The sequence below is a fragment of the Microbulbifer halophilus genome (assembly GCF_026183675.1).
Classification (GTDB): domain Bacteria; phylum Pseudomonadota; class Gammaproteobacteria; order Pseudomonadales; family Cellvibrionaceae; genus Microbulbifer; species Microbulbifer halophilus.
This window is the reverse complement of sequence record NZ_JAPIVK010000049.1, coordinates 1-24600: the sequence shown is the minus strand read 5'-3', so window position 1 is coordinate 24600 and position 24600 is coordinate 1. Positions and strand designations below refer to the sequence as shown.

The 24600-nt window shown below is 65.2% G+C and carries 21 protein-coding genes and 1 pseudogene; 11 read left to right on the top strand and 11 right to left on the bottom strand.

From position 1 onward, the window contains the following. Positions 1–194: 194 nt before the first annotated feature. The gene (gene tyrS / locus OQE62_RS17895) at positions 195–1499 is read right to left on the bottom strand and encodes a tyrosine--tRNA ligase (RefSeq protein WP_265723413.1); all 1305 of its coding nucleotides are present in this window, start codon (positions 1497–1499) and stop codon (positions 195–197) included. Positions 1500–1769: 270 nt separating this feature from the next. Between tyrS and OQE62_RS17890 the strand changes: the two genes are divergently transcribed. Further along, positions 1770–3143, top strand: a complete 1374-nt coding sequence (locus tag OQE62_RS17890; protein WP_265723412.1) for a peptidoglycan DD-metalloendopeptidase family protein — start codon at positions 1770–1772, stop codon at positions 3141–3143. A gap of 14 nt (positions 3144–3157) precedes the next feature. After that, positions 3158–4267 (top strand): anhydro-N-acetylmuramic acid kinase, encoded by a 1110-nt coding sequence (locus OQE62_RS17885; RefSeq protein WP_265723411.1) that lies wholly within the window; start codon positions 3158–3160, stop codon positions 4265–4267. Between the two features lie 131 nt (positions 4268–4398). On the opposite strand, the gene erpA is transcribed toward OQE62_RS17885, so the two are convergent. The 4 genes from erpA to argC form a co-directional block, all read right to left on the bottom strand. After that, positions 4399–4752 carry an iron-sulfur cluster insertion protein ErpA gene (gene erpA, locus OQE62_RS17880; RefSeq protein ID WP_265723410.1) on the bottom strand — a complete coding sequence of 118 codons (354 nt, stop codon included), beginning with the start codon at positions 4750–4752 and terminating at the stop codon, positions 4399–4401. A 174-nt stretch (positions 4753–4926) separates the two neighbouring features. Beyond that, complete coding sequence (locus OQE62_RS17875; RefSeq protein WP_265723409.1) at positions 4927–5373, bottom strand: bactofilin family protein; 447 nt, start codon at positions 5371–5373, stop codon at positions 4927–4929. A gap of 36 nt (positions 5374–5409) precedes the next feature. Beyond that, positions 5410–6153, bottom strand: coding sequence for a DUF6776 family protein (locus OQE62_RS17870; RefSeq protein WP_265723408.1), 744 nt, complete (start codon positions 6151–6153; stop codon positions 5410–5412). A gap of 57 nt (positions 6154–6210) precedes the next feature. Next, positions 6211–7257, bottom strand: a complete 1047-nt coding sequence (gene argC, locus OQE62_RS17865) for an N-acetyl-gamma-glutamyl-phosphate reductase (protein ID WP_265723407.1) — start codon at positions 7255–7257, stop codon at positions 6211–6213. A gap of 152 nt (positions 7258–7409) precedes the next feature. Here argC and OQE62_RS17860 point away from each other — a divergent pair, with 152 nt between their 5' ends. The 5 genes from OQE62_RS17860 to hemB all read left to right on the top strand — a co-directional run bounded on the left by OQE62_RS17860 (position 7410) and on the right by hemB (position 13159). Next, a complete protein-coding gene (locus OQE62_RS17860) occupies positions 7410–9218 on the top strand; it encodes a chloride channel protein (protein WP_265723406.1) in 1809 nt (602 codons plus the stop codon). 208 nt (positions 9219–9426) lie between these two features. Then, complete coding sequence (gene hemJ, locus OQE62_RS17855; protein ID WP_265723405.1) at positions 9427–9849, top strand: protoporphyrinogen oxidase HemJ; 423 nt, start codon at positions 9427–9429, stop codon at positions 9847–9849. A gap of 87 nt (positions 9850–9936) precedes the next feature. Beyond that, the gene (thiD, locus tag OQE62_RS17850) at positions 9937–10722 is read left to right on the top strand and encodes a bifunctional hydroxymethylpyrimidine kinase/phosphomethylpyrimidine kinase (protein WP_265723404.1); all 786 of its coding nucleotides are present in this window, start codon (positions 9937–9939) and stop codon (positions 10720–10722) included. Positions 10723–10851: 129 nt separating this feature from the next. Then, positions 10852–12135: a glutamate-1-semialdehyde 2,1-aminomutase gene (gene hemL, locus OQE62_RS17845; protein WP_265723403.1), complete on the top strand. Its 1284-nt coding sequence runs from the start codon at positions 10852–10854 to the stop codon at positions 12133–12135. Positions 12136–12145: 10 nt separating this feature from the next. After that, a complete protein-coding gene (hemB, locus tag OQE62_RS17840) occupies positions 12146–13159 on the top strand; it encodes a porphobilinogen synthase (RefSeq protein WP_265723402.1) in 1014 nt (337 codons plus the stop codon). A 202-nt stretch (positions 13160–13361) separates the two neighbouring features. On the opposite strand, the gene OQE62_RS17835 is transcribed toward hemB, so the two are convergent. Together OQE62_RS17835 and mrcB are read right to left on the bottom strand one after the other, a co-directional pair. Next, the gene (locus OQE62_RS17835; protein ID WP_265723401.1) at positions 13362–13955 is read right to left on the bottom strand and encodes a rhomboid family intramembrane serine protease; all 594 of its coding nucleotides are present in this window, start codon (positions 13953–13955) and stop codon (positions 13362–13364) included. A gap of 25 nt (positions 13956–13980) precedes the next feature. Continuing rightward, on the bottom strand, positions 13981–16641 hold the full coding sequence (mrcB, locus tag OQE62_RS17830) for a penicillin-binding protein 1B (protein WP_265723400.1): 2661 nt from the start codon (positions 16639–16641) through the stop codon (positions 13981–13983). A gap of 196 nt (positions 16642–16837) precedes the next feature. Here mrcB and OQE62_RS17825 point away from each other — a divergent pair, with 196 nt between their 5' ends. Then, positions 16838–17836, top strand: coding sequence for an adenosine kinase (locus OQE62_RS17825; protein WP_265723399.1), 999 nt, complete (start codon positions 16838–16840; stop codon positions 17834–17836). Positions 17837–17987: 151 nt separating this feature from the next. Here the strand turns inward: OQE62_RS17825 and OQE62_RS17820 are convergent, their stop codons facing one another. The 4 genes from OQE62_RS17820 to OQE62_RS17805 all read right to left on the bottom strand — a co-directional run bounded on the left by OQE62_RS17820 (position 17988) and on the right by OQE62_RS17805 (position 21743). Next, positions 17988–19751: a putative bifunctional diguanylate cyclase/phosphodiesterase gene (locus tag OQE62_RS17820; protein WP_265723398.1), complete on the bottom strand. Its 1764-nt coding sequence runs from the start codon at positions 19749–19751 to the stop codon at positions 17988–17990. A gap of 86 nt (positions 19752–19837) precedes the next feature. Then, on the bottom strand, positions 19838–20407 hold the full coding sequence (locus OQE62_RS17815) for a YajG family lipoprotein (protein WP_265723397.1): 570 nt from the start codon (positions 20405–20407) through the stop codon (positions 19838–19840). A 74-nt stretch (positions 20408–20481) separates the two neighbouring features. Beyond that, entirely contained in the window at positions 20482–20937 is a 456-nt protein-coding gene (locus tag OQE62_RS17810) for a copper chaperone PCu(A)C (protein WP_265723396.1), read from the bottom strand. An 89-nt stretch (positions 20938–21026) separates the two neighbouring features. Continuing rightward, positions 21027–21743: an N-acetylglucosaminyltransferase gene (locus tag OQE62_RS17805; RefSeq protein ID WP_265723395.1), complete on the bottom strand. Its 717-nt coding sequence runs from the start codon at positions 21741–21743 to the stop codon at positions 21027–21029. Between the two features lie 133 nt (positions 21744–21876). Between OQE62_RS17805 and OQE62_RS17800 the strand changes: the two genes are divergently transcribed. The 3 genes and pseudogenes from OQE62_RS17800 to OQE62_RS17790 form a co-directional block, all read left to right on the top strand. Beyond that, on the top strand, positions 21877–23691 hold the full coding sequence (locus tag OQE62_RS17800) for a protein-disulfide reductase DsbD family protein (RefSeq protein ID WP_265723394.1): 1815 nt from the start codon (positions 21877–21879) through the stop codon (positions 23689–23691). Between the two features lie 239 nt (positions 23692–23930). Then, positions 23931–24386 (top strand): type II 3-dehydroquinate dehydratase, encoded by a 456-nt coding sequence (gene aroQ / locus OQE62_RS17795; protein ID WP_265723393.1) that lies wholly within the window; start codon positions 23931–23933, stop codon positions 24384–24386. A gap of 35 nt (positions 24387–24421) precedes the next feature. After that, positions 24422–24600: pseudogene (locus OQE62_RS17790) on the top strand (acetyl-CoA carboxylase biotin carboxyl carrier protein); the annotation flags it as partial.

Genomic DNA, 24600 nt, shown 5'->3' with positions numbered 1-24600 from the left:
ATAGCGGCCTCTCCGTTCCTGGCAACCCCTTTTTGAAAGAAATTTCCTTAAGAAAATCAATCACTTGGAGCCACCTCCACGCCGCTTCTCAAGCAGCGAGGGCGCGAACTATACGGACTGGAAGGGGGGCTCCGCAAGCCTTTTTTACAAATTCGTGAAAATTAAGTCTGGCGGAGCCTCGCCAGCGGGCCGGCTCAGCCCGCCAGGTCAAACAGGTGGTACTTCTTCTTGCCCAGGCGCACGATGAAGAAGCGGTCGTGTAGCGCCCCGGCGGCACCGAAGACCGCCGCCGGGTCACTGTTGCGGTCCATACCCACGGCTTCACCGTTGACCAGCACTGCGTTGCGGCCCAGCGCGTCTTTCACCTGCTTGCCGGACTGCGCCATGCCAGCATCGACCAACAGGTGAATCAGGCTCTGCTCGCCAAAGTCCGCCGGCAGGCTGGAGCTGGGCAGGCCGTCGAGACGCAGCTGCTCCAGGTCCCCGAGGGACAGGTCGGCGCTGTCGCCGGAGAAAAGCGCGCGGGAGATACGCTCCGCCGCCGCCAACCCCTCTTCGCCGTGCACCAGGCGGGTCACTTCCCGCGCCAGGATACCCTGGGCTTCCGGCTTGCCCGCGCGCTCGCGGTCAGCGGCCTCTATTTCGTCGATCTCATCCACGCTGAGGAAAGTGAAGTAGCGCAGAAACTTGTAGACGTCGGCGTCGGCGGTGTTCAGCCAGAACTGGTAGAAGGCGTAGGGCGAGGTGCGACCGGCATCCAGCCAGATGGTGCCACCCTCGGTTTTGCCGAACTTGGTGCCATCCGCCTTGGTCACCAGCGGCATTGTCAGGCCGTAGACCTTGCCGCGGTGCTGGCGCCGGGTCAGGTCGACACCGCCGGTGATATTGCCCCACTGGTCGGAACCACCAATCTGCAGGGTGCAGTTGTGACGCTGATACAGCTCGGAGAAGTCCATCGACTGCAGCAATATATAGGTGAACTCGGTAAATGAAATCCCCTCACCCTCACGCTGGATGCGCTGCTTGACGGACTCTTTGTTAACCATATTGTTGACGGAGAAATGTTTTCCTACGTCGCGCAGGAAATCGAGCACATTCAGGTCCCCGGTCCAGTCCAGGTTGTTGACCACCGCGGCGCTGTTGTCACCGCCGTCGAAATCGACAAAGCGGGAAACCTGCGCCCGGATCTTTTCCACCCAGCCGGACACCACTTCCGGTGTATTGAGGCTGCGCTCCTGCGCCTTGAAGGAAGGGTCGCCAATCAGGCCGGTTGCGCCGCCAACCAGGGCGATGGGTTTATGTCCTGCCGCCTGAAACCTCTTCAAAGTGAGCAGTGGTACTAGACTGCCAATATGCAGGGAATCCGCGGTGGGGTCGAAGCCACAATAGAGTGTGCGACTCTCCGCCAGATGCTGTGTAAGCTCGCCGTCGCCAGTGGCCTGATTGATCAGCCCGCGGCGGTCCAAGTCTTCAAGCAGTGTCGCATCGACCCCGGCCATGGTTTTCCCTCGTCTATTTATTACATGCTGAGAATGCCGCCCGCAGGTGGCAAAATGGGCTGGAACAGTACCGAATACAGCGGTAAATGCAAGCGCATCGGGTCGCTGCCAGGGAGCAGGTGCAGAGGAACTGAATCATGGACAGACAGGTCAATTACTCCGTGAATAAGGAAGAGAATTTTGTTATAAAGCCGCCTCGGTGTTCGTTTTTTAGGCACCACTTTTTATCAGTACTGACAACAACCACAAGCAGCGCCACCCGATAAGACCATGCACAATCAACGCAAACCAACGCCGGCACGCCTGTTCGGCGCACTGCGCCAGCACTTCCCGCGCACCCATGCACTGGCAGCCGGAGCCGCCAGTTTTGCCCTGGCGCTGACCATGTTCGCCTCCACGCCGGAAGTGGAAGCCAAGAGACATTCCCTGCCGGTAAAGCTGACCGCCGTGGCCGGCGATGAGCAGGCGCCGGCCCCCGAAGCGGCCACCGCCGGCCCCGACCACAGCGAAGCGCCGCTGCGTGAACGCAGACTCCAGGTGCGCAACGGCGACACACTGTCCGACCTCTTCCAACGCGCCGGTGTCAGTGCCGCCGAAATGTATGAGCTGCTGTCGAGTGGCGACGAGGCGCAACAACTTTCGAGGTTGAAACCCGGCGAGGAACTGACCTTTCGTATTGACGGCGACGGCGCCCTGCAGAGCCTGGAAGTACACCGCGACCGCCTCAACCTGGTGGAGTTCTCCCGCGGCGACGGCGGCGACTATCGCCACATCCTCCACCAGCGCCAGCCGGACAGCTACACCGCCTACCGCGAGGGGGAAATCGACAGCTCCCTGTTCATGGCCGGCAGCGACGCCGGGCTCAGCAGCAACCTGATCATGGAAATGGCCCAGGTATTCAGCTCCGATATCGACTTCGCGCTGGATATCCGCCGGGGCGACCGCTTCAGCGTGATGTTCGGGGAAGAATTCCTCGACGGCGAGAAGGTCGGCAACGGCCCCATCCAGGCGGCGAGCTTTACCAACCAGGGCAAGACTTTCAACGCCGTGCGCTATGTCGACGCCAACGGCGACGCCAGCTACTACACGCCCGACGGCAAGAGCATGCGCAAGGCGTTTATCCGCACCCCGGTGGATTTCACCCGCATCAGCTCGCACTTCAACCCGCGCCGCCTGCATCCGGTGTTCAAGACCCGCCGCCCCCACAACGGCACCGACTACGCCGCCCCCCGCGGCACCCCGGTCTACGCCGCCGGCGACGGTCGCGTGGTCGAGGCGGGCTACAGCAAGGCCAACGGCAACTATGTTTTCATCAAGCATGGCGAGCGCTATATGACGCGCTACCTGCACCTGCACAAGCGCAATGCGCGCACCGGCCAGCGCGTCGAGCAACGCCAGGTGATCGGCACCGTGGGCGCCACCGGTTACGCCACCGGCCCACACCTGCACTATGAATTCCTGGTCAACGGCCACCACCGCAACCCGGCCACCATCGTGCGCAAACTCCCCAAGGCGAAGTCCATCCCCGAATCGGAGATGGGCCGATTCCGCGCCCAGACACAACCGCTGCTGGCCCAGCTGGAAAGCTACGAGCAACCGGCGCTGGCGCAGCGCAACGAAGACAACGACAACAACGTCAACTGAACGGACCCTTCCAGATGCCGGATCTGTTTGTCGGCCTGATGTCCGGCACCAGCGTCGACAGTATCGACGCGGTGCTGGTCGATTTCGGCGATGAAGAAAAAGCCCGGGCGAAAATCCTCACCGCCCTCGGCCACCCCATCGACCCGCCGCTGCGCGAAGCGATACTGGCGCTGTGCGCGCCGGGCCCGTCGGAGCTCGACCGCGCCGGCCAACTGGACCGGCAGATGGGCCAGGTGTTTGCAGAGGCGGTACAGACACTGTTGGCCCGCGCCGGCGTCGAGCCGCGCGATGTCACCGGCATCGGCAGCCACGGCCAGACAGTGCGCCACCGCCCGCCGGGTTCCGTGGCCTCGCCGTTTACCACCCAGATCGGCGACCCCAACACCATCGCCGCCCTCACCGGTATCACCACCGTGGCGGATTTCCGCCGCCGCGATATGGCCCTCGGCGGCCAGGGCGCCCCGCTGATCCCCGCCTTCCACCGCGCCGCCTTCGCCACCGACCGCAACCGCGCCGTGGTCAATATCGGCGGCATGTCGAATATCACCGAGCTGGCCGCGAACGGCAGCGTCTACGGCTACGACACGGGTCCGGGCAACGTCCTGCTCGACTACTGGATCGGCCTGCACCAGGGGAAACCGTTCGATCGCGACGGCGCCTGGGCCGCCAGCGGCCGCGTCCACCCGGAGCTGCTGAACCGGCTGATGGCCGATCCCTATTTCGCCGCCCCGCCGCCCAAGAGCACCGGCCGCGAAACCTTCAACGCCAACTGGCTGGAAGAGGCCTGTGCCGGCCTGGAGCTGGCGCCTGCCGACGTACAGGCAACCCTGGCGGAAGTGACCGCAGCCAGTATCGCCGAGGCGGTACACCTGTTTGCCGACGGCGGCGAACTGCTGGTGTGCGGCGGCGGCGCCAGGAACAAGGACCTGTTGTCGCGGCTCCAGCGGCGCCTGCCCACCTGGTCCATCGCCTGCACCGGCAGCTACGGCATTGACGCTGACTGGCTGGAGGCTGTCGGATTTGCGTGGCTGGCGCGGCAGACGCTGCTGGGGCTGCCGGGGAACTGCCCGGGAGTGACCGGGGCAAAGAAGGAAACGGTGTTGGGGGCCATTTATCCGGCGTGATTGTCGGGACTCAGAAGAATAATAGAGTCAGATGCGAAGGCCCTGCTGCCCGGGGCGCCCGCTGACCAGCAGATCTTCGGGTACCGGGCGGATCAATCGCGACCATGGGCCGCTCCTACCTACAGGGAGGGCTAGATGGAGAAGGAGGAGCCGCAGCCGCAGGTGGAGGAGGCGTTGGGATTCGTGACCACAAAACGGGACCCGGACAACCCTTCCTCGTAGTCGACACTGGCTCCCACCAGATAGGGGTAGCTCATGGCATCCACCAGCACCTCGATGCCGTCTTTCTCGATCTGGGCATCGTCCTCGGCCACCAGTTCGTCGAAGGTAAAGCCGTACTGGAAGCCGGAACAGCCGCCGCCAGTGACGAACACCCGCAGCTTCAGCTCGGGGTTGCCTTCATCTTCCAGCAGGCTCTTGACCTTGGCCACCGCCTTGTCGGTCACCAGTACCGGTTCGGGTGAAAAGGATACAGCTTCAGACATAAGTCTCTCTCGGAGTTCTCGGGCGTTCGCGGCTCGTACGAAAATTATACTGAGTGCAGCCCTGTGGCCGCCATCTTGCTAAAACCCAGAAAATCAGTCAAGTATAGGATGACTGCGGACCCACAGCGCCACGGCACCGGGTCCGCAGTTGCCCCGAAAAGGGCGCGGGAAAGGTTACTCGGCGTCGATGACCGTTTCGTCTTCGGAGTACTCGATCATGCGCGGCTCGCCGGTGGTATCCATGTCCACATTGGACACCAGCGCACCATTGACCTGGGCGCCCTTCACCATCTCGATCAGCTTGTAGTGGACATTGCCTTCCACCATCGCCTTGGAGGACAGCTCCAGGTGGCGCGCGGCGTAGACATCGCCGTTCACGTTGCCGTTGATTACCACATGCGGTACGCGGATCTCTCCCTCGACGGTACCGCCGTCGACGATCTGCAGGCGCGCGTCGCTGTCGCTGTGGGCGCTCACATTACCCTTCACCTTGCCCTCGACCACCAAGTTGCCGCGGAAATGCATATCGCCGGACACCTCGGTCTGGCGTGCGATCAAAGTGGTGTGATTGCTACCGGAGCTGGCCATAGTGCTGTCAACCTTTTCTTTTTTACTAAACATAATTCGTGTCAAACCTCATGCATTCGACGCTACCCACTAGCTCTTCTGAACCAGCCAGCCGTAGCGCTGCTCGATATTGAAACCCTTGCGCCCGCTGGACTTCAGCGACAATTCCACCCCTTCCGGCTCAAAGCCCTGGGGCAACTGTAGCTCGCCCTCGATATTCTGAAAGTACTTGAAGCGCAAAAGAATCTGCTCACTATCCGCCTGTTGCGACAGGGCGCTCAGCGGGTAGCGTTTTGGCTGTCCATCCTGGCTGCCCACAACGGTGAAGGTCGCGTGTCCCTTCACCACGTTGTGCCGCGTGGCCGACTGCTGCACCAGCAGCTTGTACTGGTAGCGGCGCGCGTCGGACGTCTGCGAAATACTGAAACGGCCGATGGAGACACCATCGCTGCCGTCGGCCGGGGCCATCAGGCCGCGGTAGAAGGAAATTTCCTGCCTGAGCTCGGCGATACGGTTCTCTTTCTCTACCAGCTCCGCCCGCACCTTGTCGTTTGCCTGCTCGCCGATGGTCAGGGACTGCTCGGCGGTAGCGACGCGCAGGCGCAGCTCCTCGTTCTCGCTCTTCAGCTTGTCGAGTTCCCGCAGGGCCGACTCGTGGGCCCGGGATTTCTCGTCGAGGTTCCGGCCCAGGTGGTATTGACCGGCGTAGTAGGCCGACGCCGAAGTGACCAGTACAAGCGCGGCCGCGCCGACGATCGACAGGGTTCCGGAAAACGGGCGATGAGGCACCACCTTCATGCGGTACTGCTTGCTGCCTTTGACTTTGCGCGCCATGGAATCCGCTATGTTGTTCTGGTTTATAGATGGTTATTCGGGGCGAGAGTGCCGATTCTAAGGCAGCAGCGCCGGGCTCTCCAGTGCCAGCGTCTCATTTAACCCGAACATGATATTCATATTCTGTACGGCCTGTGCCGAGGCGCCCTTGGCCAGATTGTCGATGACCGACAGCACCACCACCGTATCGCGCCCCCCGGGCTGAAGAACCGCCAGTCGGCACATATTGGTGCCGCGCACAGTGCGTGTCTGTGGGTGGCTGCCGGCGGGCAGGACATCGACAAACGGCTCCCCCGTATAGCGACTCTCGAACAGCCGCTGCAGTTCCTCGATCTCCGCCTCTTTTCGCAGATTCGCAAACAGGGTCGCGTGCATGCCGCGCACCATCGGCAACAGGTGCGGCACGAAAGTCACGCGGGCCGGATCGCTGCCCGCTGGCTGCACCCACTGTAGCTCCTGCTCGATTTCCGGCAGATGGCGGTGGCCGCCGGCGGCGTAGGCCCGGAAGTTGTCGCTGTTCTCCGCAAACAACAGTTCCGTCTTGCCCTGGCGCCCGGCGCCGGTGGCGCCGCTGGCAGCGCTGGCCACCAACCGCCCTGGATCCACCAGCCCCGACTCCAGCAGCGGTATCCAGCCCAACTGGATCGACGTGGGGTAGCAACCGGGGCAGGCGATCAACTGCGCGCCGGCGATAGCCGCGCGATTGACCTCCGGCAGGCCGTAGACTGCCTCGGCGGCCATTTCCGGCGCCGCGTGTCGCTGGCCGTACCACTGCTCCCAGGTGGGAATATCTTTTATGCGGAAGTCCGCCGACAGGTCGATCACCCGCACCCCACGGCGCAGCAGATCCGGCACCTGCGCCTGGGCGACGCCATGCGGCGTGGCGAAAAACACCAGGTCACAGCGCCCCAGTTGCTCGATATCCGGTTCACAGAAAGCCAGGTCACAGTGGCCGCGCAGGTTGGGAAACAGCTCCGCCACCGGCGTGCCCGCCAGTGCGCGGGAGGTGATCGCGGTCAGCTCCACTTCCGGATGGGCCGCCAGCAGCCGCAATAATTCCACGCCCGTGTAGCCGGTCCCGCCGACTATTGCTACCTTGATCACCGTTTTCGAATCTCCTGTGCTTGTATTCCGCCATCCTGCGGCAAAAAGCCCCTGTATACTATGAGTCCCCGCCAGGGGGAGCCCGCTCCCCCGGCGGAGGCCAATGTAGCCGATCACTTTACCACAAGCTCCGGCCCGAATAAGGATGTGCCGTGCCAAAGCACCCCAGCGACTCCGCCAGGAAAAAAGCCCAACTCTGGCCGCAACGCGAACGCGGCCTGGAAAAACTGCGCCTGCTGCTGTCCTCCCAGGAGGCACTGGGGCCACTGGTGGCAATGGCACTGATCACCGGTATCTGCGCCGGTGCCGTGACGGTGGCCTTCCGCATCGTCAGCGAATGGCCGACAGAACTCTTCCTGTCGATTCCCGACCGCTACGAATCCCTGTCACCGCTGTGGCGTTTCAGCCTGCCCGTATTCGGCTCGCTGGTACTGGCTGCGGTATACCACCTGCTGCAGGCGCGGCGGCGCCAGGTGGGTGTGGTGTATGTGCTCGACCGGCTGCACAATCACCAGGCGCAGATGCCGGTGCAGAACGCCCTGCTGCAGTTTTTTGCCGGCGCCACCGCACTGGTCAGCGGCCACTCGGTGGGCCGCGAGGGGCCCGCCGTGCACTTGGGAGCCACCAGTGGCAGCTGGGTGGGAAGCCGGCTGCAGCTGCCCAACAACTCGGTGCGCACCCTGCTCGGCTGCGGCGTCGCCGCGGCCATCGCCGCTTCCTTCAATACCCCGCTGGCGGGGGTAGTGTTCGCGATGGAAGTAGTGATGCTGGAGTACTCGGTTGCCGGTTTCCTGCCGGTGATGCTTGCGGCGGTGGCCGGCAGTGCCTCCGCGCAACTGGCCTTCGGCAACCAGCCCGCATTCAATGTGCCCGCCATCCAGATGAACTCGCTGGCCGAGCTGCCGGTGCTGTTCCTGTGCGCGCTGGCGATCGGCACCCTGTCCGCCCTGTTTATCCGCGCCCAGCGGTTACTGGTCAAACAGCAGTATCGGCCGCCGCTGCTGCGCTTCCTGGCCGTGGGCCTGGTCACCGGCACCCTGGGGATCTGGGTGCCGGAAATCCTCGGCGCCGGCTACGACACCCTGGAAATGGCAATGCTGGGCGAGCTGGGGCTTTCCGCACTGGCCATCATCGTCGCCGCCAAACTGGTAGCCACGGCAGTGGGTAGCGGTCTGGGCATTCCCGGCGGCGTGATCGGTCCCAGCCTGTTTCTCGGCGCCTGCCTGGGCGGCATCGCCGGCGGTCTCACCAACCTGTGGCTGGGCGAGTACACCGCCAGCCCCGGCTTCTACGCCATGGTGGGTATGGCGGCGATGATGGCGGCCCTGCTGAATGCGCCGCTGGCCGCACTGCTGGCGATCCTCGAGTTGACCTACAACCCCAATGTGCTGTTTCCCGGCATGATGATGATCGTCGTCGCCTGCCTGGTGAGCCGGCACTTCTTCGGCACCGACAGCATCTTCCAGGAGACCCTGCGCGCGCTGGACAAGAGCGGCACCCCCAGCTGGCGCCAGCAGATGCTGAGCCGCGTGGGCGTGGCCAGCGTCATGGAGCGGCGCTTTGTGGTTTCCCCGCGCAATGTGACCGAGGCCGAGGCGCGCAGGCTGATCGAGCGGCATCCACAGTGGCTACTGATCGAGCTGCCGAAAGAGCCGGCACCGCAACTGCTGCGGGCGGCGGATCTGGCCAGTTTCCTGGAGCGGGTCCGCGAGGCGAGGGAAGAGGGGCGCGAAGACAAGAAGCGGGACGCGGAAGACAATGTCGATCTGGTCAAACTGCCCGGCGAGCGGCTGCAACTGGCGGCCCTGAGCTGGCGCGCCACCCTGCTCGAGGCCCAGCAGACACTGGACAGCAGCGGCGCCGACGCCCTCTATATCGACCGCGGCCACGGTGGCGCACTGGACAACAGCGCGGCGGGCATTATCCTGCCTGCGGATATTGATAATTTTTATCGCAAGTAATCTACGGGACTCGGGAGCAGTGTGTAGATTGGGGTGAGCTTTGCGAAGCCCAACATTGGCCCGGCACTTTGTTGGACTTCGCTGCGCTCAGTCCAACCTACGCAGAAAAGAATACTGGAGTCCGACGCGAAGGCCCTGCTGCCACCGACCTCTCTTACTGGCAGGCCGGATGTATCGCAAGCAACTTTAAATCGAGGGGAAATAATCAATGCTGTGGGTTCAAGCTTTTCACCTGGTCGCGGTCGTCTGCTGGTTTGCGGCGCTCTTCTATCTGCCGCGGCTGTTCGTCTACCACGTGGACGCCACCGACGCCGTCGGCCGCGACCGCTTCTGCATCATGGAGCGCAAGCTCTACCGCGGTATCGCCATTCCGTCCATGATCGCCACCATCGCCCTGGGCATCTGGCTGCTGAGCTACAACTGGGACCACTACAAGACCGCCGGCTGGCTGCACGCCAAGCTGACCTTCGTGGTGCTGCTGATCGGCTATCACCATATCTGCGGCGCCTATGTACGCAAGTTTGCCGCCGGCACCGTCACCAAAACCGGCCGTTTCTTCCGGGTCTTCAACGAACTGCCGGTGATCGCCCTGGTCGCGATTGTGATCCTGGCGGTGGTGAAACCCTTCTGACGCCGACCACAGGGGCAGCAAATCATTCGGGGGCAGCGCCATTCAGCAACTAAACTGGAAGGCACAGCCACCCACACAGATGTGAGTATGGATACGCGCCAACCCGTCGTACTGACCATCACCCACCACGACCCCAGCGGCAGCGCCGGCATCACCGCGGACACGGAAACCGCGGTCAGCCTCGGCTGCCACTGCGCCTCGGTGGTTTCGGCCATCACCGTCGGCGACACCGGCGAACTGCTGGGTGTGGCGCCGGTGGACGACAGCCTGCTGGTGGAGCAGGCGCGCGCCGTACTGGAGGACATGCCGGTGGCGGCCATCAAGGTGGGTTTTCTCGGCTCGGTGGAAAATGTACGGGCGCTGCACAGCGTGCTCCGCGACTACCCGCACATACCGGTGATCATCGACCCGGACGCGACCCTCGCCGACAAGGAGAGCCTGCTGGCCCCGTCCCTGTGGGAGGCGACGACTTCGCTGCTGCTGCCCCAGGCCACCATGGCCTGTCCCAACCGCCGCGAGGCCTGCGCCATGGCCGTGGAGGCCGATGTCATGGACGCCATGGCACAGGAGCTGCTGGAAAGCGGCTGCAGCTACCTGCTGCTGACCGGTGTCCCCCGCGAACAGCAGGTGGAGAACCGCCTCTACGACGAACGCGGCCTGATCCGCCAGTTCCACTGGGAGCGGCTGCCGCCGGCCGCCTACGGCACCTGCGGCACCCTCGCCACCGCTATCGCCTGCCATATCGCCCACGGTCTCACCATCATCGAGGCGGTCAGCCGCAGCCAGCAGTTCACCTGGAGCGCCATTGCCGACAGCCGGCGATTGGGCATGGGGCGGCCGGTGCCGGACCGGCTTTTCTGGTCGAAACGGTAGGGGCGGATCCCGGGTCCCGACACCCAACCTGCGCCCCCTGAAAAGAATACATTAAGCCAATAGTTTGTAGGACAGCCCCGCCACCGCGATAATAGCCCGCCAAATCCTCCGAACACTCTGCAAATTCCTATGAGCAAATCCGAGCAACTCTTTGCCGAAGCCCGGCAAGTCATTCCCGGCGGCGTCAACTCGCCGGTGCGCGCCTTTCGCGCAGTGGGCGGCACGCCGTTGTTTATCGAGCGCGCCGAGGGCGCCTACCTGTACGACGTCGACGAGAAACGCTACATCGACTATGTGCAATCCTGGGGGCCGATGATCCTCGGCCACGCGCAGCCGGAGGTGATCGATGCGGTGACCGAGCAGGTCCAGTCCGGCCTCAGCTTCGGCGCGCCCACGGAGCTGGAGACAGAGCTGGCGGAAGAGCTGTGCCGCCTGTGGCCGAACATGGACCTGGTGCGCTTCGTCAGCTCCGGCACCGAGGCCACCATGAGCGCCATCCGCCTGGCCCGCGGCTATACCGGCCGCGACAAGATCGTCAAATTCGAGGGCTGCTACCACGGCCACTCCGACTCCCTGCTGGTCAAGGCCGGCTCCGGCGCCCTGACCATGGGCGTGCCCTCCTCCCCCGGCGTGCCCGCCGCGCTGGCCGACCACACCATCACCCTGAGCTACAACGACGCCGAAGGCGTGCGCCGGTGCTTCGACGAAATCGGCGACCAGATCGCCTGCATCATCGTCGAACCGGTGGCCGGCAACATGAACTGCATTCCGCCGGTACCGGGCTTCCTGGAAACCCTGCGCGAGGTCTGCGACCAGCACGGCGCCCTGCTGATCCTGGACGAAGTCATGTCCGGCTTCCGCGTGAGCCTGACCGGCGCCCAGGGCCACTACGGTATCGAGGCCGACCTCACCACCCTGGGCAAGGTGATCGGTGGCGGCATGCCGGTGGGCGCCTTCGGCGGAAAGCGCGAGATCATGGAACAGATAGCCCCGCTCGGCCCCATCTACCAGGCCGGCACCCTGGCCGGCAATCCGGTGGCCTCAGTGGCCGGTCTGGAAACCCTGCGCCAGGTGCAGGAACCCGGGCTCTACGACCAGCTCAGCGCCAGGACCGAGCGCCTGGTGGAAGGCGTGCTGGCAGCGGCCAAAGAGGCCGGTATTCCGCTGACCGCCAACCGGGCCGGCAGCATGTTCGGTTTCTTCTTTACCGAAGAACCCCAGGTCAGCAACTACCAGCAGGTGATGGCCTGCGACACAGACCGCTTCAACCGCTTCTTCCACGGCATGCTCGAACAGGGCGTCTACCTGGCGCCCGCCTCCTACGAGGCCGGCTTCATGTCCGCCGCCCACTCGGAGGCGGATATCGAGGAAACCATCGAAGCGGCGAAAAAAGTCTTCGCCACACTGGACTGAGGGAGTCGCCATGTCTTTTTCTTCGAGCCGCGGCGCCTACCCGCTCAGCCGCCCGCGCCGACTGCGGGCGGCGGACTTCTCCCGCCGCCTGGTGCGCGAAAACCGCCTGACCTGCGACGACCTGATACTGCCGCTGTTCGTGATCGAGGGCCGCAACGAGCCCCAGAAGGTCGCCTCCATGCCCGGCGTGGAACGGCTGACGGTGGACCTGCTGGCAGGGAAGGCCAAAAGCCTGGTCGAACTGGGCATTCCGGCGGTGGCGCTCTTCCCGGTGGTGGATCCGTCGGCAAAATCCGACGACGCCCGCGCCGCCTATGACGCCGACGGCCTGGCACAGCGCGCCGTACGCGAACTAAAAAACGCCGCACCGGAACTGGGTGTGATCACCGACGTGGCCCTGGATCCGTTTACCAGCCACGGCCAGGACGGCCTGATGGACGACAATGGTTACATCGTCAACGACGACACGGTGGAAGTGCTGGTGCAACAGGCGCTGTCCCACGCCGCCGCCGGCGCCGATGTGGTGGCGCCGTCCGACATGATGGACGGCCGCATCGGCGCCATCCGCGAGGCGCTGGAGCGGGAAGGTCGGGTGAACACCCAGATCATGTCCTACGCCGCCAAATACGCCTCCGCCTATTACGGCCCCTTCCGCGATGCCGTGGGCTCCGCCGGCAATCTGAAAGGCGGCAGCAAGGCCAGCTACCAGATGGACCCGGCCAACGGCGACGAGGCGCTGCACGAGTGCGCGCTGGACCTGCGCGAAGGTGCGGACATGATCATGATCAAACCGGGCATGCCCTACCTGGACGTGGTGCGCCGGGTGAAGGACGAACTGAAAGTGCCCACTTTCGCCTACCAGGTCAGCGGCGAGTACGCCATGCACTGCGCCGCCTTTGAAAACGGCTGGCTGAACCGGGAAGCGGTAATCCTGGAATCCCTGCTGGCGTTCAAGCGCGCCGGTGCCGACGGAGTGCTCACCTATTTTGCCGAGGAGGCGGCGCGGCTGCTGCGGGATCTGTAGCGGGACTCGGGTAGGGTGCGCCGTGCGCACCGCCCGGTCAATGTCAAAAAAGAATAGCGTAGCCTGACGTGAAGGCCCTGCTGCCGGGGGCTGTTTGTGAAACGATTGCCGATGAGGCTGTTGAGCAAACAGCTCCCGGCAGCAGGGCCGTCCCGAAACCTGCTTACGGGATCAATGGTTCACATCCCTCTTCCCGCTCTTATCAAAGCAATCGCGCCCAGGCACCGGGATCGGCCACGGCCACAAATACCAGCCCGATCACCGCCCCCCAGAAATGCGCATCGTGATTGATACGCCGGCTGCGGTCGCGGCCGGCATAGTAGCTATAGGCGAGATAGAGAAAACCGAAGATCCACGCCTGGATGGGGATGGGGATAAACAGCAGGAACAGCTCCGCCTGCGGGTAGTAGACGATAAACGCAAACACCACCGCCGAAATGGCGCCGGAGGCGCCGACGCTGGCGTACTCCGGGTTACCGCGCTCCTTGAACAGGGTCGGCAGATGGCTGCCCACCAACGCCAGGCCGTAGAGCAACGCGAAGGCGGGCGTGCCAATCTGTCGCTCCAGCGGCGGGCCGAACATCCACAGGCACCACATGTTCACCGCCAGGTGCAGCAGGTTGGCGTGTACGAAGCCGCCCAACATCAGGGAGCCGATCTGCTGGCCGCGCCAGACGCGGTAGGGCCGGAAGGCGCAGCGGGCCAACAGCCCCGGCAGCGCGTAGAGTGCGATCAGGCTGAAGGCGGTAGTCGCCACCAGCAGAATACCAGTGGCGGATGAGAGAAATCCGTTCACGGCCAACTCCGCTCGGCGGGCCGGATCAAGGCCACTGGTCCTCTTCGTCCGGCGGCCAGGGCTGCGCCTCTTCCACCGGAGCGCCCTCGCCGCGGCTGCGGCGCAGCTCCTCGTTGCGGCGCCGGCGCTCCTCGAGGATGCGCCGCTCTTCCTCGGCCCGCCGCTGTTCTTCCTGGTAGCGTTCGTCCTCCCCCGGGGGCAACTCCAGGGGTTCGTCCTCGACCTGCGGCACCTGCTGCATGCGGTCGTCTCGGCGCAACTGCTGCTGCAGTTCCTGTTCCCGCCGCTCCCGCTCGCGGCGCCGCTGCTGCTCGTCCGGATCTATGCCCCAGCCCGGAGTCATTTCCTCCCGCGGCGCCGCCTCCTGCTGGTCGCGGTCGCCGCCGAAGAAGTCGCGGAACCAGCGCCAGCGGTCGCGCCCGCGGCACTCCGGTGCCGGCTCCAGCTTGGTCTCGTAGGAGAAGGGAAACTCCATGCCGCCGCGGCAGTATTCCGGGTTCATGTACTGACCGCGCTTGTTGACCGATTTGAACTCCACACCGCGCGGCGGCTGCACGCGGCCGTGGCGGTGCGGCAGCTGGCGCATGATCTCGGTCCAGATCTTGAGTGCGCCGGTGGCGCCCGTGAGGCTGGTGCGCTTGTTGTCGTCGCGGCCCAGCCAGACCACGGCGGTAACACCCGGGGAGAAGCCGGCGAACCAGCTGTCGCGGTAGTCGTTGGTGGTGCCGGTCTTGCCGGCAAAAGGTACGCTGCCGGGCAGGCGGCGGTAGGCGCTGCGGCCGGTGCCCTCGCGCATCACCTGTTCCATGGCGTAGCGCAGCAGGTAGGCGGGCACCGGGTCCACACCGCGGTTGCTGCGCGGGCGGAAGAACTGCACCCGCTCGCCCTCGGCATTGGCCACCGCCACCAGGGTGCGCAGCTCCACGTTCTCGCCGCCGTTGGCGATGGTCTGATACATGCCGGACACCTCGAACGGCGTCAGTTCAGCGGCACCCAGCAGCATTGACGGTACCCGCGGCAGGTCCGCCTGCACGCCCAGCCGGCGCATGGTCTGCTGCACATTCTCCAGCCCCAGATCCAGCCCCAGGCGCGCCGTGGCGAGGTTGTGGGATTTGACCAGGCCCAGGTACAGCGGTATCTGGCCGTGGGCGCGCTTGTCGAAATTCTGCGGCATCCAGACATCGCCGTTGTCGCCCTCGATGCGGATGGGGGCGTCCTCGATCGGCGTGATCAGGCTGTAGTCGAACGGCCGCTCCAGTGCGGTCAGGTAGACCGCCGGCTTGATCAGCGAGCCGATCTGGCGGCGCGCCTCCAGCGCGCGGTTGAAGCCCGGGTAGTGGGGGCGGCGGTCGCCGACCATCGCCAGTACATTGCCGGTGCCGTTCTCCAGCACTACCGTGGCCGCCTGCAGCGAGTCGGCCTGGATACCGCGGTCCTGTTCCAGTGTCTCCGCGCCGTTGCTGACCGCGTCCTCGGATAGTTTCTGCACCGACGGCGCCAGGGTGGTGTAGACGCGCAGGCCGGCGGTGCGCAGCTCCTCGTAGGAATAGTAGGGACGCAGTTCCTCCATCAGCCGCTCGGTAAAGGCCGGATAGGGGTTCTGGGCCGATTCGCCGGCAGTGGCCACCCCCAGCGACTCGGCCTGATAGCGCTCCAGTTCCTCCGGGCTGAGCAGGTCCTGCTCCGCCATCAATTCCAGCACGGTGTTGCGCCGCTCCAGCGAACGCTCCGGGTTGTGCCAGGGATTGTAGTAAGAGGCGCCCTTGGCCAAGCCCACCAGCAGGGCTATATCCTGCGGTTCAAGGGTGTCGAGGGGTTTCTGGAAATAGAATTCGGACGCCAGGCCGAAGCCGTAGATGGCGCGGCTGCCCTGCTGCCCCAGCCAGACCTCATTGATGTATTCCTGCAGTATGTAGCCCTTGTCGTAGTGCAGCTCCATCAGGATCGCCATCAGCGCCTCGTTGAACTTGCGCCACAGGCTGGGCTCGTGATCGAAGAAGATGTTCTTGACCAGTTGCTGGGTGATGGTGGAGCCACCCTGCACCACATGGCCGGCCTTGATATTGGCCACCATGGCGCGGGCAATACCGCGGGGCGAGACACCGAAGTGGTTGAGGAAGTCCTGGTCCTCCACCGCAATCAGGGTGTTGGCCAGCAGCGGCGGGATATCGTCGAAACGCACCGGGTTGCGGTCGTCACCGCCGCCCAGCAGGGTACCGATATTGGCGGCATCGAGACGAAACTTTTCCAGCCGCTCGCCGCTTTCGTCGCGCAGGTTGCTGATCTCGTCGTTGCGCAGGCGGAAGGAAACCTGCGCCGCCGGCTCCCGCCCATCCGGGTGCACGAAGTCGCGGCGCCAGACCCGGTAGTCCATGCCCTCGCGGGTCCACTGGCCGGGCTCGCTGAATTCGGCGTTCTCGGTGTAGTTGAGGGCCGCGAACTCGGCCTCCAGCTCGTCGGGGCGCATCACCATGCCGTTGCGCAGCACCAGCGGCCGCGCAAAGACCCGCGCCGGCAACTGGTACTGGCGGCTGTCGAGGCGCTCCCGAAGCTGTACGTCCAGATAGACCATGTAGCCCGCCAGCACCACGCCCCCCAGCAGGGCGAGCAGGCCGAGCCGCACCAGCCAGCGGCTTAGTCTTCCGGGTTTGGACGCCCTGGAGCGCCGGCGCTTTTTCGATGCCATATAAGTGTTAAACCAGAGTTCTCAATCAACTATAGATAGTCGGGGTGTTGCGGGGGCGCGCGGATGCACTGACCGCGTAAGCGTCGACCAGTCGGGCCTTTATAAGGTCAGAGAGGCCCCATCTCAAGCCGCCGCCTTGCACTTGCCCGGGGGGTGGCCATAATGCCCCGCCGGAAGGACGATAAAAGGACGACCCATGCACCAGTACGATCTCTACGGTATCGGCGCCGCCCTGCTCGACACCGAAATCGAAGTCAGCGACAGCGACCTGCAGAATCTCGGCGTCGACAAGGGCGTAATGACCCTGGTGGACGACGAGCGCCAGCGGCAACTGGTCGACAACCTGGAAGATCACCTGGTGACCGCGAAACGGGCCTGTGGTGGCTCCGGCGCCAATACCGTCATCGCCGCCAGCTACTTCGGCCTGCGCACCTTCTACTCCTGCAAGGTGGCCGCGGACGAGAACGGCGATTTCTACCGGGCGGACCTGAGCAGCGCCGGCGTAGACTACCCGTCCGCGCTGAAACAGGCCGACGGCGGCACCACCGGCAAGTGCCTGGTGCTGGTGACCCCGGATGCCGAGCGCAGCATGAATACCTACCTGGGCATCAGCGCCGAGCTGTCGGTGGCGGAGCTGGACCACGAGGCGCTGGCGGCCTCCCGCTGGGCCTATATCGAAGGCTATCTGGTGTCCTCCCCCACCGGCCGCGCCGCCGCCATCGCCCTGCGCGAGCGGGCCAAGCAATCCGGCGTCAAAACCGCCCTGAGCCTATCGGACCCCGCGATGGTGCATCTGTTCCACGACGGCCTGCTGGAAATGATTGGCGACGGCGTCGATATGCTGTTCTGCAACCGCGACGAGGCGCTGCACTTTACCGACACCGACTCGGTCGAAGACTCGGCCAAGGCTCTGCGTCGCTATTGCCGCAGCTTTGCCATCACCCTCGGCGCCGACGGCGCGCTCTTGTGGGACGGCGAACAGCAGCACCGCGTGGCCAATCCCAAGGTGCACGCCATCGACACCAACGGCGCCGGCGATATGTTTGCCGGGGCCTTCCTCTACGGTATCAACCGCGAGCTGCCCTTCGCCGACGCCGGCGAACTGGCCTGCCGCGCCGCAGCCCAGGTGGTGAGCCAGTACGGACCTCGGCTGCGGGCGGAGCAGCATGAGGAGTTGTTAGCACCGGTGGTGTAGGGGGGATCTGATGTTCACTCATTCTGGCTCGGGGGCACCTGAAGCTCAATTTCGTTAGCGGGCTTAGGGACGGCGCTGCTACCGGTAGCAGCGCCGTCACGGAGCCAGCTAACAGCCCCCCCCACAGAGCCACCAAACCAAAGATCCGCACCTACGGATCCCGGGTTCCGCATATCTCGGGCAGGCTGGCCGCCGCGGCGATCCCGAAGCCCTGGGCGTAGTCCACTCCCATCAACCGCAGCTTCTCGATCAGCTCCGGCGTCTCGGCAAACTCGGCGATGGTGCTGATGCCCATCTGCTTGGCCAGGTGGTCGACGGTGCTGACCATGGCGCTGTCGATCTCGTCTTCCAGCATATTGCGCACGAAGCTGCCGTCGATCTTGAGATAGTCCACCGGCAGCTGGCGCAGGTAGGCCAGTGAGGAGACGCCGCGGCCGAAGTCGTCGAGGGCGAAGCTGCAGCCGGCGGCGCGCAGCTTGTGGATGAAGATCAGCGCCCGCTCCAGGTTCTCGATGGCGCTGGTCTCGGTGATCTCGAACTGCACCCGCGACGGCGCCACGCCGGTGTCGGTCAGCTCGCGCAGTACATAATCGGCAAACTGGTCGTCGCCGAGGCTGATCCCGGAGATGTTGATCGCGTAGCTGACACCGGCCATGCCCCCCCGATGCTCCAGCGCCATATAGGCGAAGATCCGGCGGATCACCCAGCGGTCCACCTCCTCGATCAGGCCGTAGCGCTCCGCCGCCGGCAGGAACAGTCCCGGCGATATCACGCCGCCATCGCGACCGCGCATGCGCACCAGCACCTCGTAGTGGTGCACCCGCTGGCCGTCCTGCAGGGCCACCACCGGCTGGCGATAGAGCAGGAAGCGGTCCTCCCGCAGCGCCGCGTGTATCTCCGCCACCCAGGTGGTCTCGCGGCGCTTCTCCAGCACCTTGCGCGAATCGCTGAACAGTTTTACCCGGTTGCGCCCCTGGTCCCGCGCCGCACAGCAGGCGTCGTTGGCCGAAGCGAGCAGCTGGCTCGCCGGCGGCGCGTGGCGGTCCGCGGTGACGGCGCCGATGGAGACCGCGACGCGGCTCTCGTTCCCCTCCCAGCAAAAGACAAAATCTTTCACCGCTTCGCGCAGGCGGGTCACCACGCGCCGCGCCTCCTCCACGGTGCAGTCGCGCAACAGTACCGCGAACTCGTCGCTGCCCACCCGCGCGAACAGGTCCCGGGCAGACAGGCAACGCTGCAGCAACTGCACAAGCTGCACCAGCAACTGGTCACCGGCCCGGTAGCCGAGGGTGTCGTTGACCACCTTGAACTGGTAGACGTCCAGGTACAGCAGCACATGGTGTCGGCGCTTGTCGACACAGGCCGACAGGGTGTTCTGCAGCTCGCTTTCGAAGTACTGGCGGTTGGGCAGGCGGGTGAGGCTGTCGTGGCTGGTCTGCCAACTGAGCCGGGAGGAGATACGGCGGGCGGTCGAGGTATCCCGCAACAGCACCACAAAATTGTTCAGGGCGGCGCCCTCGCGCACCGCGATCACCTGCACCGCGATATCCCGCAACCGTTCGTCACCGCGCTGGCGGATGCCGGCATTGAACTCGCGCACAGCGGGCAACTCGACACCCTCTCCCACCACCGGCAACAGCGGCGGCAGGGGCGCGCCGTTGCGATCGCAGAGTGACAGGTTGTCGTCGAGGAACTGCCCGGGCTGGGGGCCGACCAGGTCCCCGGTGAGTTCACTCACCAGGGGGTTGCAGTAAGTCACCCGGCCGCGGGCATCGGTGACGACAACGCCGTCGGCGACTTCACCCAGGGCGACTTCCGCCGCCCGCAGGCTGAGCTCCTCGGCGGGCATCAGCCCGTCCTCGACCTGCGCCAGCAGGCCGAGATACTCGACGGATTTCGGATCGTACTCAGTCAAGGCTGCAAACTCGCGTGTCGCCACCGGGTCGGAAGATCGAAAGCGCGGGCAGTCTCCAGGCCTGCGCCAACGATTAAATTGCCGATTCAGCGGTTGTCACGCAAGAAGTTTTTCAGTTTCTCGTCCTCGAAGGCGCGCTGCAGCGTCGCGCTGAGCAGGCCGTTGATGCGGGTTTCCACTTCTCCGCGGTCGGGCTTGATCAGGCTGCGGTCCTTGCCGCTGGAGCGGTAGTTGCCGTAGTAGGTGGCGCCGCCGATTTTCACTTCCAGCTGTATCTCGGCCTCGGTGTCGACCTTGCTGGTGTAGATTTTGTCCGGGCTGTCGTAGCGCAACCCGGTGAGGTTGGCGATCACCTGTACGTCCGCCGCCGATTCGACCGGGCGGAAATTCCAGCCGGCGAAACCGTCGGCCAGTGTCTGCGCCACGGCATTTTCCACATTGTTGGCGAGTTGCACCTGGTCGTCGCTGGCGTAGACACCGCCGAGGGAGCCGAGCCCGCCGCCGGGCAGTTTGTTGACGCCGCGCACGCGGACCGTGCGGCCGGCACCGAGATCCTCCGGCGCCACCTCCACCTGCGGATGCACCTGGATCTGTATCGGGCTGTGGGCGCAGGCGGTCAACACGCAGGCGCCGAGCAACAGCAGCAGTTTTTTCATCGAATTTTCCCCCGATCAATTCGGCAATTTTTCTCCGGCACCTTGGTGGGCGCGCGGTGGTAAAAGTTCAGCGTTCAACCGTGATGATGGTCCCGCTCCGTGTCCGTCCGCAGGCTGCGCACCGGTACTTCGACATCGACGGCGTCACCGCCGGCAAAATGCAGCCGCAGCGGCAGGGTGTCACCGGCGCGCAGCTTCAGGCCGCTCAGCATCAGGTGCACGCCCCCCGGCGCCATCTGTACCTCGCCGCCGGCGGGCACCGCCAGCCCCGCCAGCGGGCGCATGCGGCTGACGCCATCTCGCTCTTCGCTGGTATGCAGGTCCGCCGACGCATCCACCCGCCCCGGAATCTCCACCCGCAGCAGTCGACGCTCCTCATCCGCGTCATTGTGCAGCGACAGGTAGGCGGCAGCCATGGCCGCCCCCGGCAAAGTCTCGCGGGCGTAACCGTCGATGCGCAGCGACGCCTCATTTGCGGCGGCGGAGGCCACCAACATCAGGGTCGCCAGCAGGCTGTAAAATCGTCTCATGCCAGTATCCTTTTATCACTCTCAAGTTCCGGGGCCCGGGATCGCTGTCGGTGGCACAAACCAGAACAGCTTCCTCTGAAACCGGGCCTTTATTCCTGCGCCTGAAGAATCAGTTGCGGCGGACTGCCGACGCGGATATTGGCCCGCACCCGGTAGCCGCTCACCGCTTCCCGCAACTGGCGATAGATCCAGCGACCCTCGGCATCGCTGCGGGCGACGATCAGCACCCGCAGATTGTCGCGCTGGATGCGTCGCGCCGTGTCCTGCAGCAGTTCAGTCGCGGCATCGGACCTGGCCGACAGGGCACCGGTCGGCAGCGCCACCCGCTCGCCCTCCGGCAGCTTCACCGAGGCGCGGCTGCGCTCGCTGGCCAACTGCGCGCGGACCTCGCCCACCAGCGCATTGCCCGGCGCCAGCTCCTCGGCGCGGTTGAGCAGACTGTTCACCCGAGCGAAAGAGCGGCGGCGCAGCGCATCCCGGGCGCGCCCCACCAGCTCGATGACGATGGTCTGGATACCGCTGGCGGCGCGGCTGTTGCCCGGGTCCAGCTGCTTGACCCGCAAGTAGTAGTCGTAGGCGCTGGCACCGGCGGGCCGGATCAGGTGGCCCTCCCGCTGGGCCGCGTCGGCACGCTGCAGAAAGAAGGCCACATTGCGCTGGCGGATTTCCTCGGGCGAGGGGCCCGCGGGCTCCTCCGGCTCCGGCAACGGCACCGCCCGCGGCGCCGGCACCGGCGGCGCGGAGACACAGCCGCCCAGCCACAGGGCGGCGAACAAACAGATCCAACGGCTGCAGGAAGTGCTCATCGGCGACAAACCCCGTCTCCCACTGTTGTTTTTTTGCACCGCGGCGCCGGCTATACTGCCTGCGCTGCGGCGGTTGCTGAACTGCCGCTGACACCGGCAGTAAGACGACTGACTATAAAGAATTTTTACTCCCATGGCTGTGATGACCGACATTTTCCACAAGAATTTCCTCACACTCCTGACAACACTGTTGCTGCCGGCCTCCCTGCTGCTGTCGGCCCCCGCTGCGGCACAGAGCCCGTTCGGCAGCGAGTCCCCGCCCGCGGTGCAGGACGACGACTTCCTGCCGGTGGACGAGGCCTACCAGCAGGACTTCCTGTTCAGCGCGGGCGGCATCAGCGCCATCTTCCAGATAGCCCCGGAGTACTACCTCTACCGCGACAAACTGGCCCTCTACCGCATCGACGGCGCGGAGAAAACCGAACTGCCCCTGACCCTGCCCGACGGCGAGGTCATCTGGGACGACTATTTCGAGAAGGAAACCGAAGTCTACCGGCTGCAACTGGAGATACCGGTGGCGGTGAAAACAGACGCGCCGCTGGAGCTAGAGGTGCACTACCAGGGCTGCGCCGACGCCGGCCTCTGCTACCCGCCCCAGGTGCGCCGCTTCGGGCTGGATCCCTCCAGCGGCCAGGTCACCCCGCTGGACGGGCCCGGTGGCGCCCAGCCCTCCCCCGGCTCCGGCGGTGCCGCCGGCGGCAGCGATATGGCCCTGCCCGCCGCGCTGCTGCTGGCCTTTCTCGGCGGGGTGCTGCTCAACCTGATGCCCTGTGTCTTCCCGGTGCTGTCGATCAAGGCCCTGGCCATCGGCCAGGGCGCCAGCGCCGGCCGGCGCCGCGCCCACGGCTGGGCCTACAGTGCCGGCGTGGTGCTGAGCTTCGTGCTGATAGCCGCGCTGATGCTGGCATTGCGCGCTGGCGGCGAGGCGGTGGGCTGGGGCTTCCAACTGCAGTCGCCGATCCTGGTGGCAGCGCTGGTCTACCTGTTTTTCGCCATGGGCCTGAGCCTGTCCGGCGTGACCGAACTGGGCGGCAGCCTGATGGGCGCCGGCCAGAGCCTCGGCTCAAGAGGGGGTCTGCGCGGCTCCGTCGCCACCGGCGCCCTGGCCACCGTTGTCGCCAGCCCCTGTACCGCGCCGCTGATGGGCTCCGCGCTCGGCTATGCGGTGACACAGCCGGCGGCCGTGGCGCTGATGGTATTCGCGGCGCTCGGCGCCGGTATGGCCGCGCCCTTCCTGCTGCTGACCTATATGCCGTCGCTGGCCGGGCGCCTGCCGCGCCCGGGCCCCTGGATGGACAGGCTGAAACAGTTGCTGGCCTTCCCCATGTACCTGACCGCGGTCTGGCTGCTGTGGGTGCTGGGTCGCCAGACCGGCAGCGACGGCGTGGCGCTGGTGCTGGCCGGCGCCGTTGCCATCGCCTTCGCCCTGTGGCTGTGGCCGCGGCCCGACTGGCACTGGGGCAAGGGCGGCGCAGCGCTGGCGGCGCTGGCCCTGGCCGCGCTGATACTGCCGCGGCTGGCACCGCTGCAGCAATCCGCCCAGGTCGCCGACAGCTACTGGCAACCCTATTCCCCCGAGCGCCTCGACAGCGGCCGCGGCGCGGGACAGCCGGTACTGGTCAACATGACCGCGGCCTGGTGCATCACCTGCCTCGCCAACGAGAAGGCGGTCCTGTCCAGCGACGAGATTGCCGACGCCGTGGACCAGCTCGATGTGATTGCGCTGAAAGGCGACTGGACCAACCAGGATCCGCAGATCAGCGAGCTGCTGGCCCGCTACGGCCGCACCAGCGTGCCCCTCTACCTGCTCTACCCCGCCGGTGGCGGCGAGGCACGCATCCTGCCGCAGGTGCTGACGCGGGACGGGCTCCTCGAGGCCCTGCAGGCCGCCGCCGCGGGCGGTCCCGCCACCGCGGCGAACGGCGCTGGCGCCAGTTTGCCTTTATAGCCAGACTTCCGGGCAAACAGGCCATCCCTCCCGACCATCTTGCGCCCAAGATCGCGGAAAACACCGTGAATTTCCGCTAACGTCAAGAAACCCGAAATCCGGCATGGACAAGGGGTCACTTTTGCGGCACACTCCAGCAAACTTCGGCCGAGAGGCCAAAAAACTCACGAAAGCCTGCAAGTTTGCCGACTTTCGCCAGATTTTTGTGACCGTTTCGCGCTTTTTCTTCAGAGCAAGCCATGGCGAACATTCTTCTGTTGCACGGGCCCAACCTCAACCTGCTCGGCAGCCGCGAGCCGGAAATATACGGCGCCACCACCCTGTCACAGATCGACGACGCCGCGCGCCGCCAGTGTGAGGCGGCCGGCCACCGACTGCAGACGCTGCAGAGCAACAGCGAAGCCGCGCTGATCGATCGCGTGCAGGCCGCCGCCGGCGACGATACCGATTTCATTGTGATCAACCCGGCCGCGTTCACCCATACCAGCGTGGCCCTGCGGGATGCCCTGGCAGCGGTAGCCATTCCCTTTATCGAGCTGCACCTGTCCAATCCCCACGCCCGCGAGGCGTTCCGCCACCGCTCCTATTTTTCCGATCTGGCCCGGGGTGTCGTCTGCGGCTTCGGCGCGCACAGCTACACCCTGGCCATCGATGCCGCCATACACCAGTTGCGTGTGGCGCCATCTCCCCATTGAACGACCAGAACTGCCCATAAAGAGAGCGAAGTACTATGGATATCCGCAAGATTAAAAAACTGATTGAGCTGCTCGAAGAATCGGATATCGGCGAGCTGGAAATCAAGGAAGGCGAAGAGTCCGTGCGTATCAGCCGCGGCAGCAACGGCGCCGGCCAGGCTCCGGCGCCGATGATGGCCGCGCCGATGCAGGCGCCCGCCCCCGCTCCGGCGCC

Excerpts from the sequence above, each read along its gene's own strand:
- tyrS (WP_265723413.1), bottom strand. The coding sequence starts at position 1,499 with ATGGCCGGGGTCGATGCGACACTGCTTGAAGACTTGGACCGCCGCGGG.
- OQE62_RS17890 (WP_265723412.1), top strand. The coding sequence starts at position 1,770 with ATGCACAATCAACGCAAACCAACGCCGGCACGCCTGTTCGGCGCACTG.
- OQE62_RS17885 (WP_265723411.1), top strand. The coding sequence starts at position 3,158 with ATGCCGGATCTGTTTGTCGGCCTGATGTCCGGCACCAGCGTCGACAGT.
- erpA (WP_265723410.1), bottom strand. The coding sequence starts at position 4,752 with ATGTCTGAAGCTGTATCCTTTTCACCCGAACCGGTACTGGTGACCGAC.
- OQE62_RS17875 (WP_265723409.1), bottom strand. The coding sequence starts at position 5,373 with ATGTTTAGTAAAAAAGAAAAGGTTGACAGCACTATGGCCAGCTCCGGT.
- OQE62_RS17870 (WP_265723408.1), bottom strand. The coding sequence starts at position 6,153 with ATGGCGCGCAAAGTCAAAGGCAGCAAGCAGTACCGCATGAAGGTGGTG.
- hemJ (WP_265723405.1), top strand. The coding sequence starts at position 9,427 with ATGCTGTGGGTTCAAGCTTTTCACCTGGTCGCGGTCGTCTGCTGGTTT.
- thiD (WP_265723404.1), top strand. The coding sequence starts at position 9,937 with ATGGATACGCGCCAACCCGTCGTACTGACCATCACCCACCACGACCCC.
- hemL (WP_265723403.1), top strand. The coding sequence starts at position 10,852 with ATGAGCAAATCCGAGCAACTCTTTGCCGAAGCCCGGCAAGTCATTCCC.
- hemB (WP_265723402.1), top strand. The coding sequence starts at position 12,146 with ATGTCTTTTTCTTCGAGCCGCGGCGCCTACCCGCTCAGCCGCCCGCGC.
- mrcB (WP_265723400.1), bottom strand. The coding sequence starts at position 16,641 with ATGGCATCGAAAAAGCGCCGGCGCTCCAGGGCGTCCAAACCCGGAAGA.
- OQE62_RS17825 (WP_265723399.1), top strand. The coding sequence starts at position 16,838 with ATGCACCAGTACGATCTCTACGGTATCGGCGCCGCCCTGCTCGACACC.
- OQE62_RS17815 (WP_265723397.1), bottom strand. The coding sequence starts at position 20,407 with ATGAAAAAACTGCTGCTGTTGCTCGGCGCCTGCGTGTTGACCGCCTGC.
- OQE62_RS17810 (WP_265723396.1), bottom strand. The coding sequence starts at position 20,937 with ATGAGACGATTTTACAGCCTGCTGGCGACCCTGATGTTGGTGGCCTCC.
- OQE62_RS17805 (WP_265723395.1), bottom strand. The coding sequence starts at position 21,743 with ATGAGCACTTCCTGCAGCCGTTGGATCTGTTTGTTCGCCGCCCTGTGG.
- OQE62_RS17800 (WP_265723394.1), top strand. The coding sequence starts at position 21,877 with ATGGCTGTGATGACCGACATTTTCCACAAGAATTTCCTCACACTCCTG.
- aroQ (WP_265723393.1), top strand. The coding sequence starts at position 23,931 with ATGGCGAACATTCTTCTGTTGCACGGGCCCAACCTCAACCTGCTCGGC.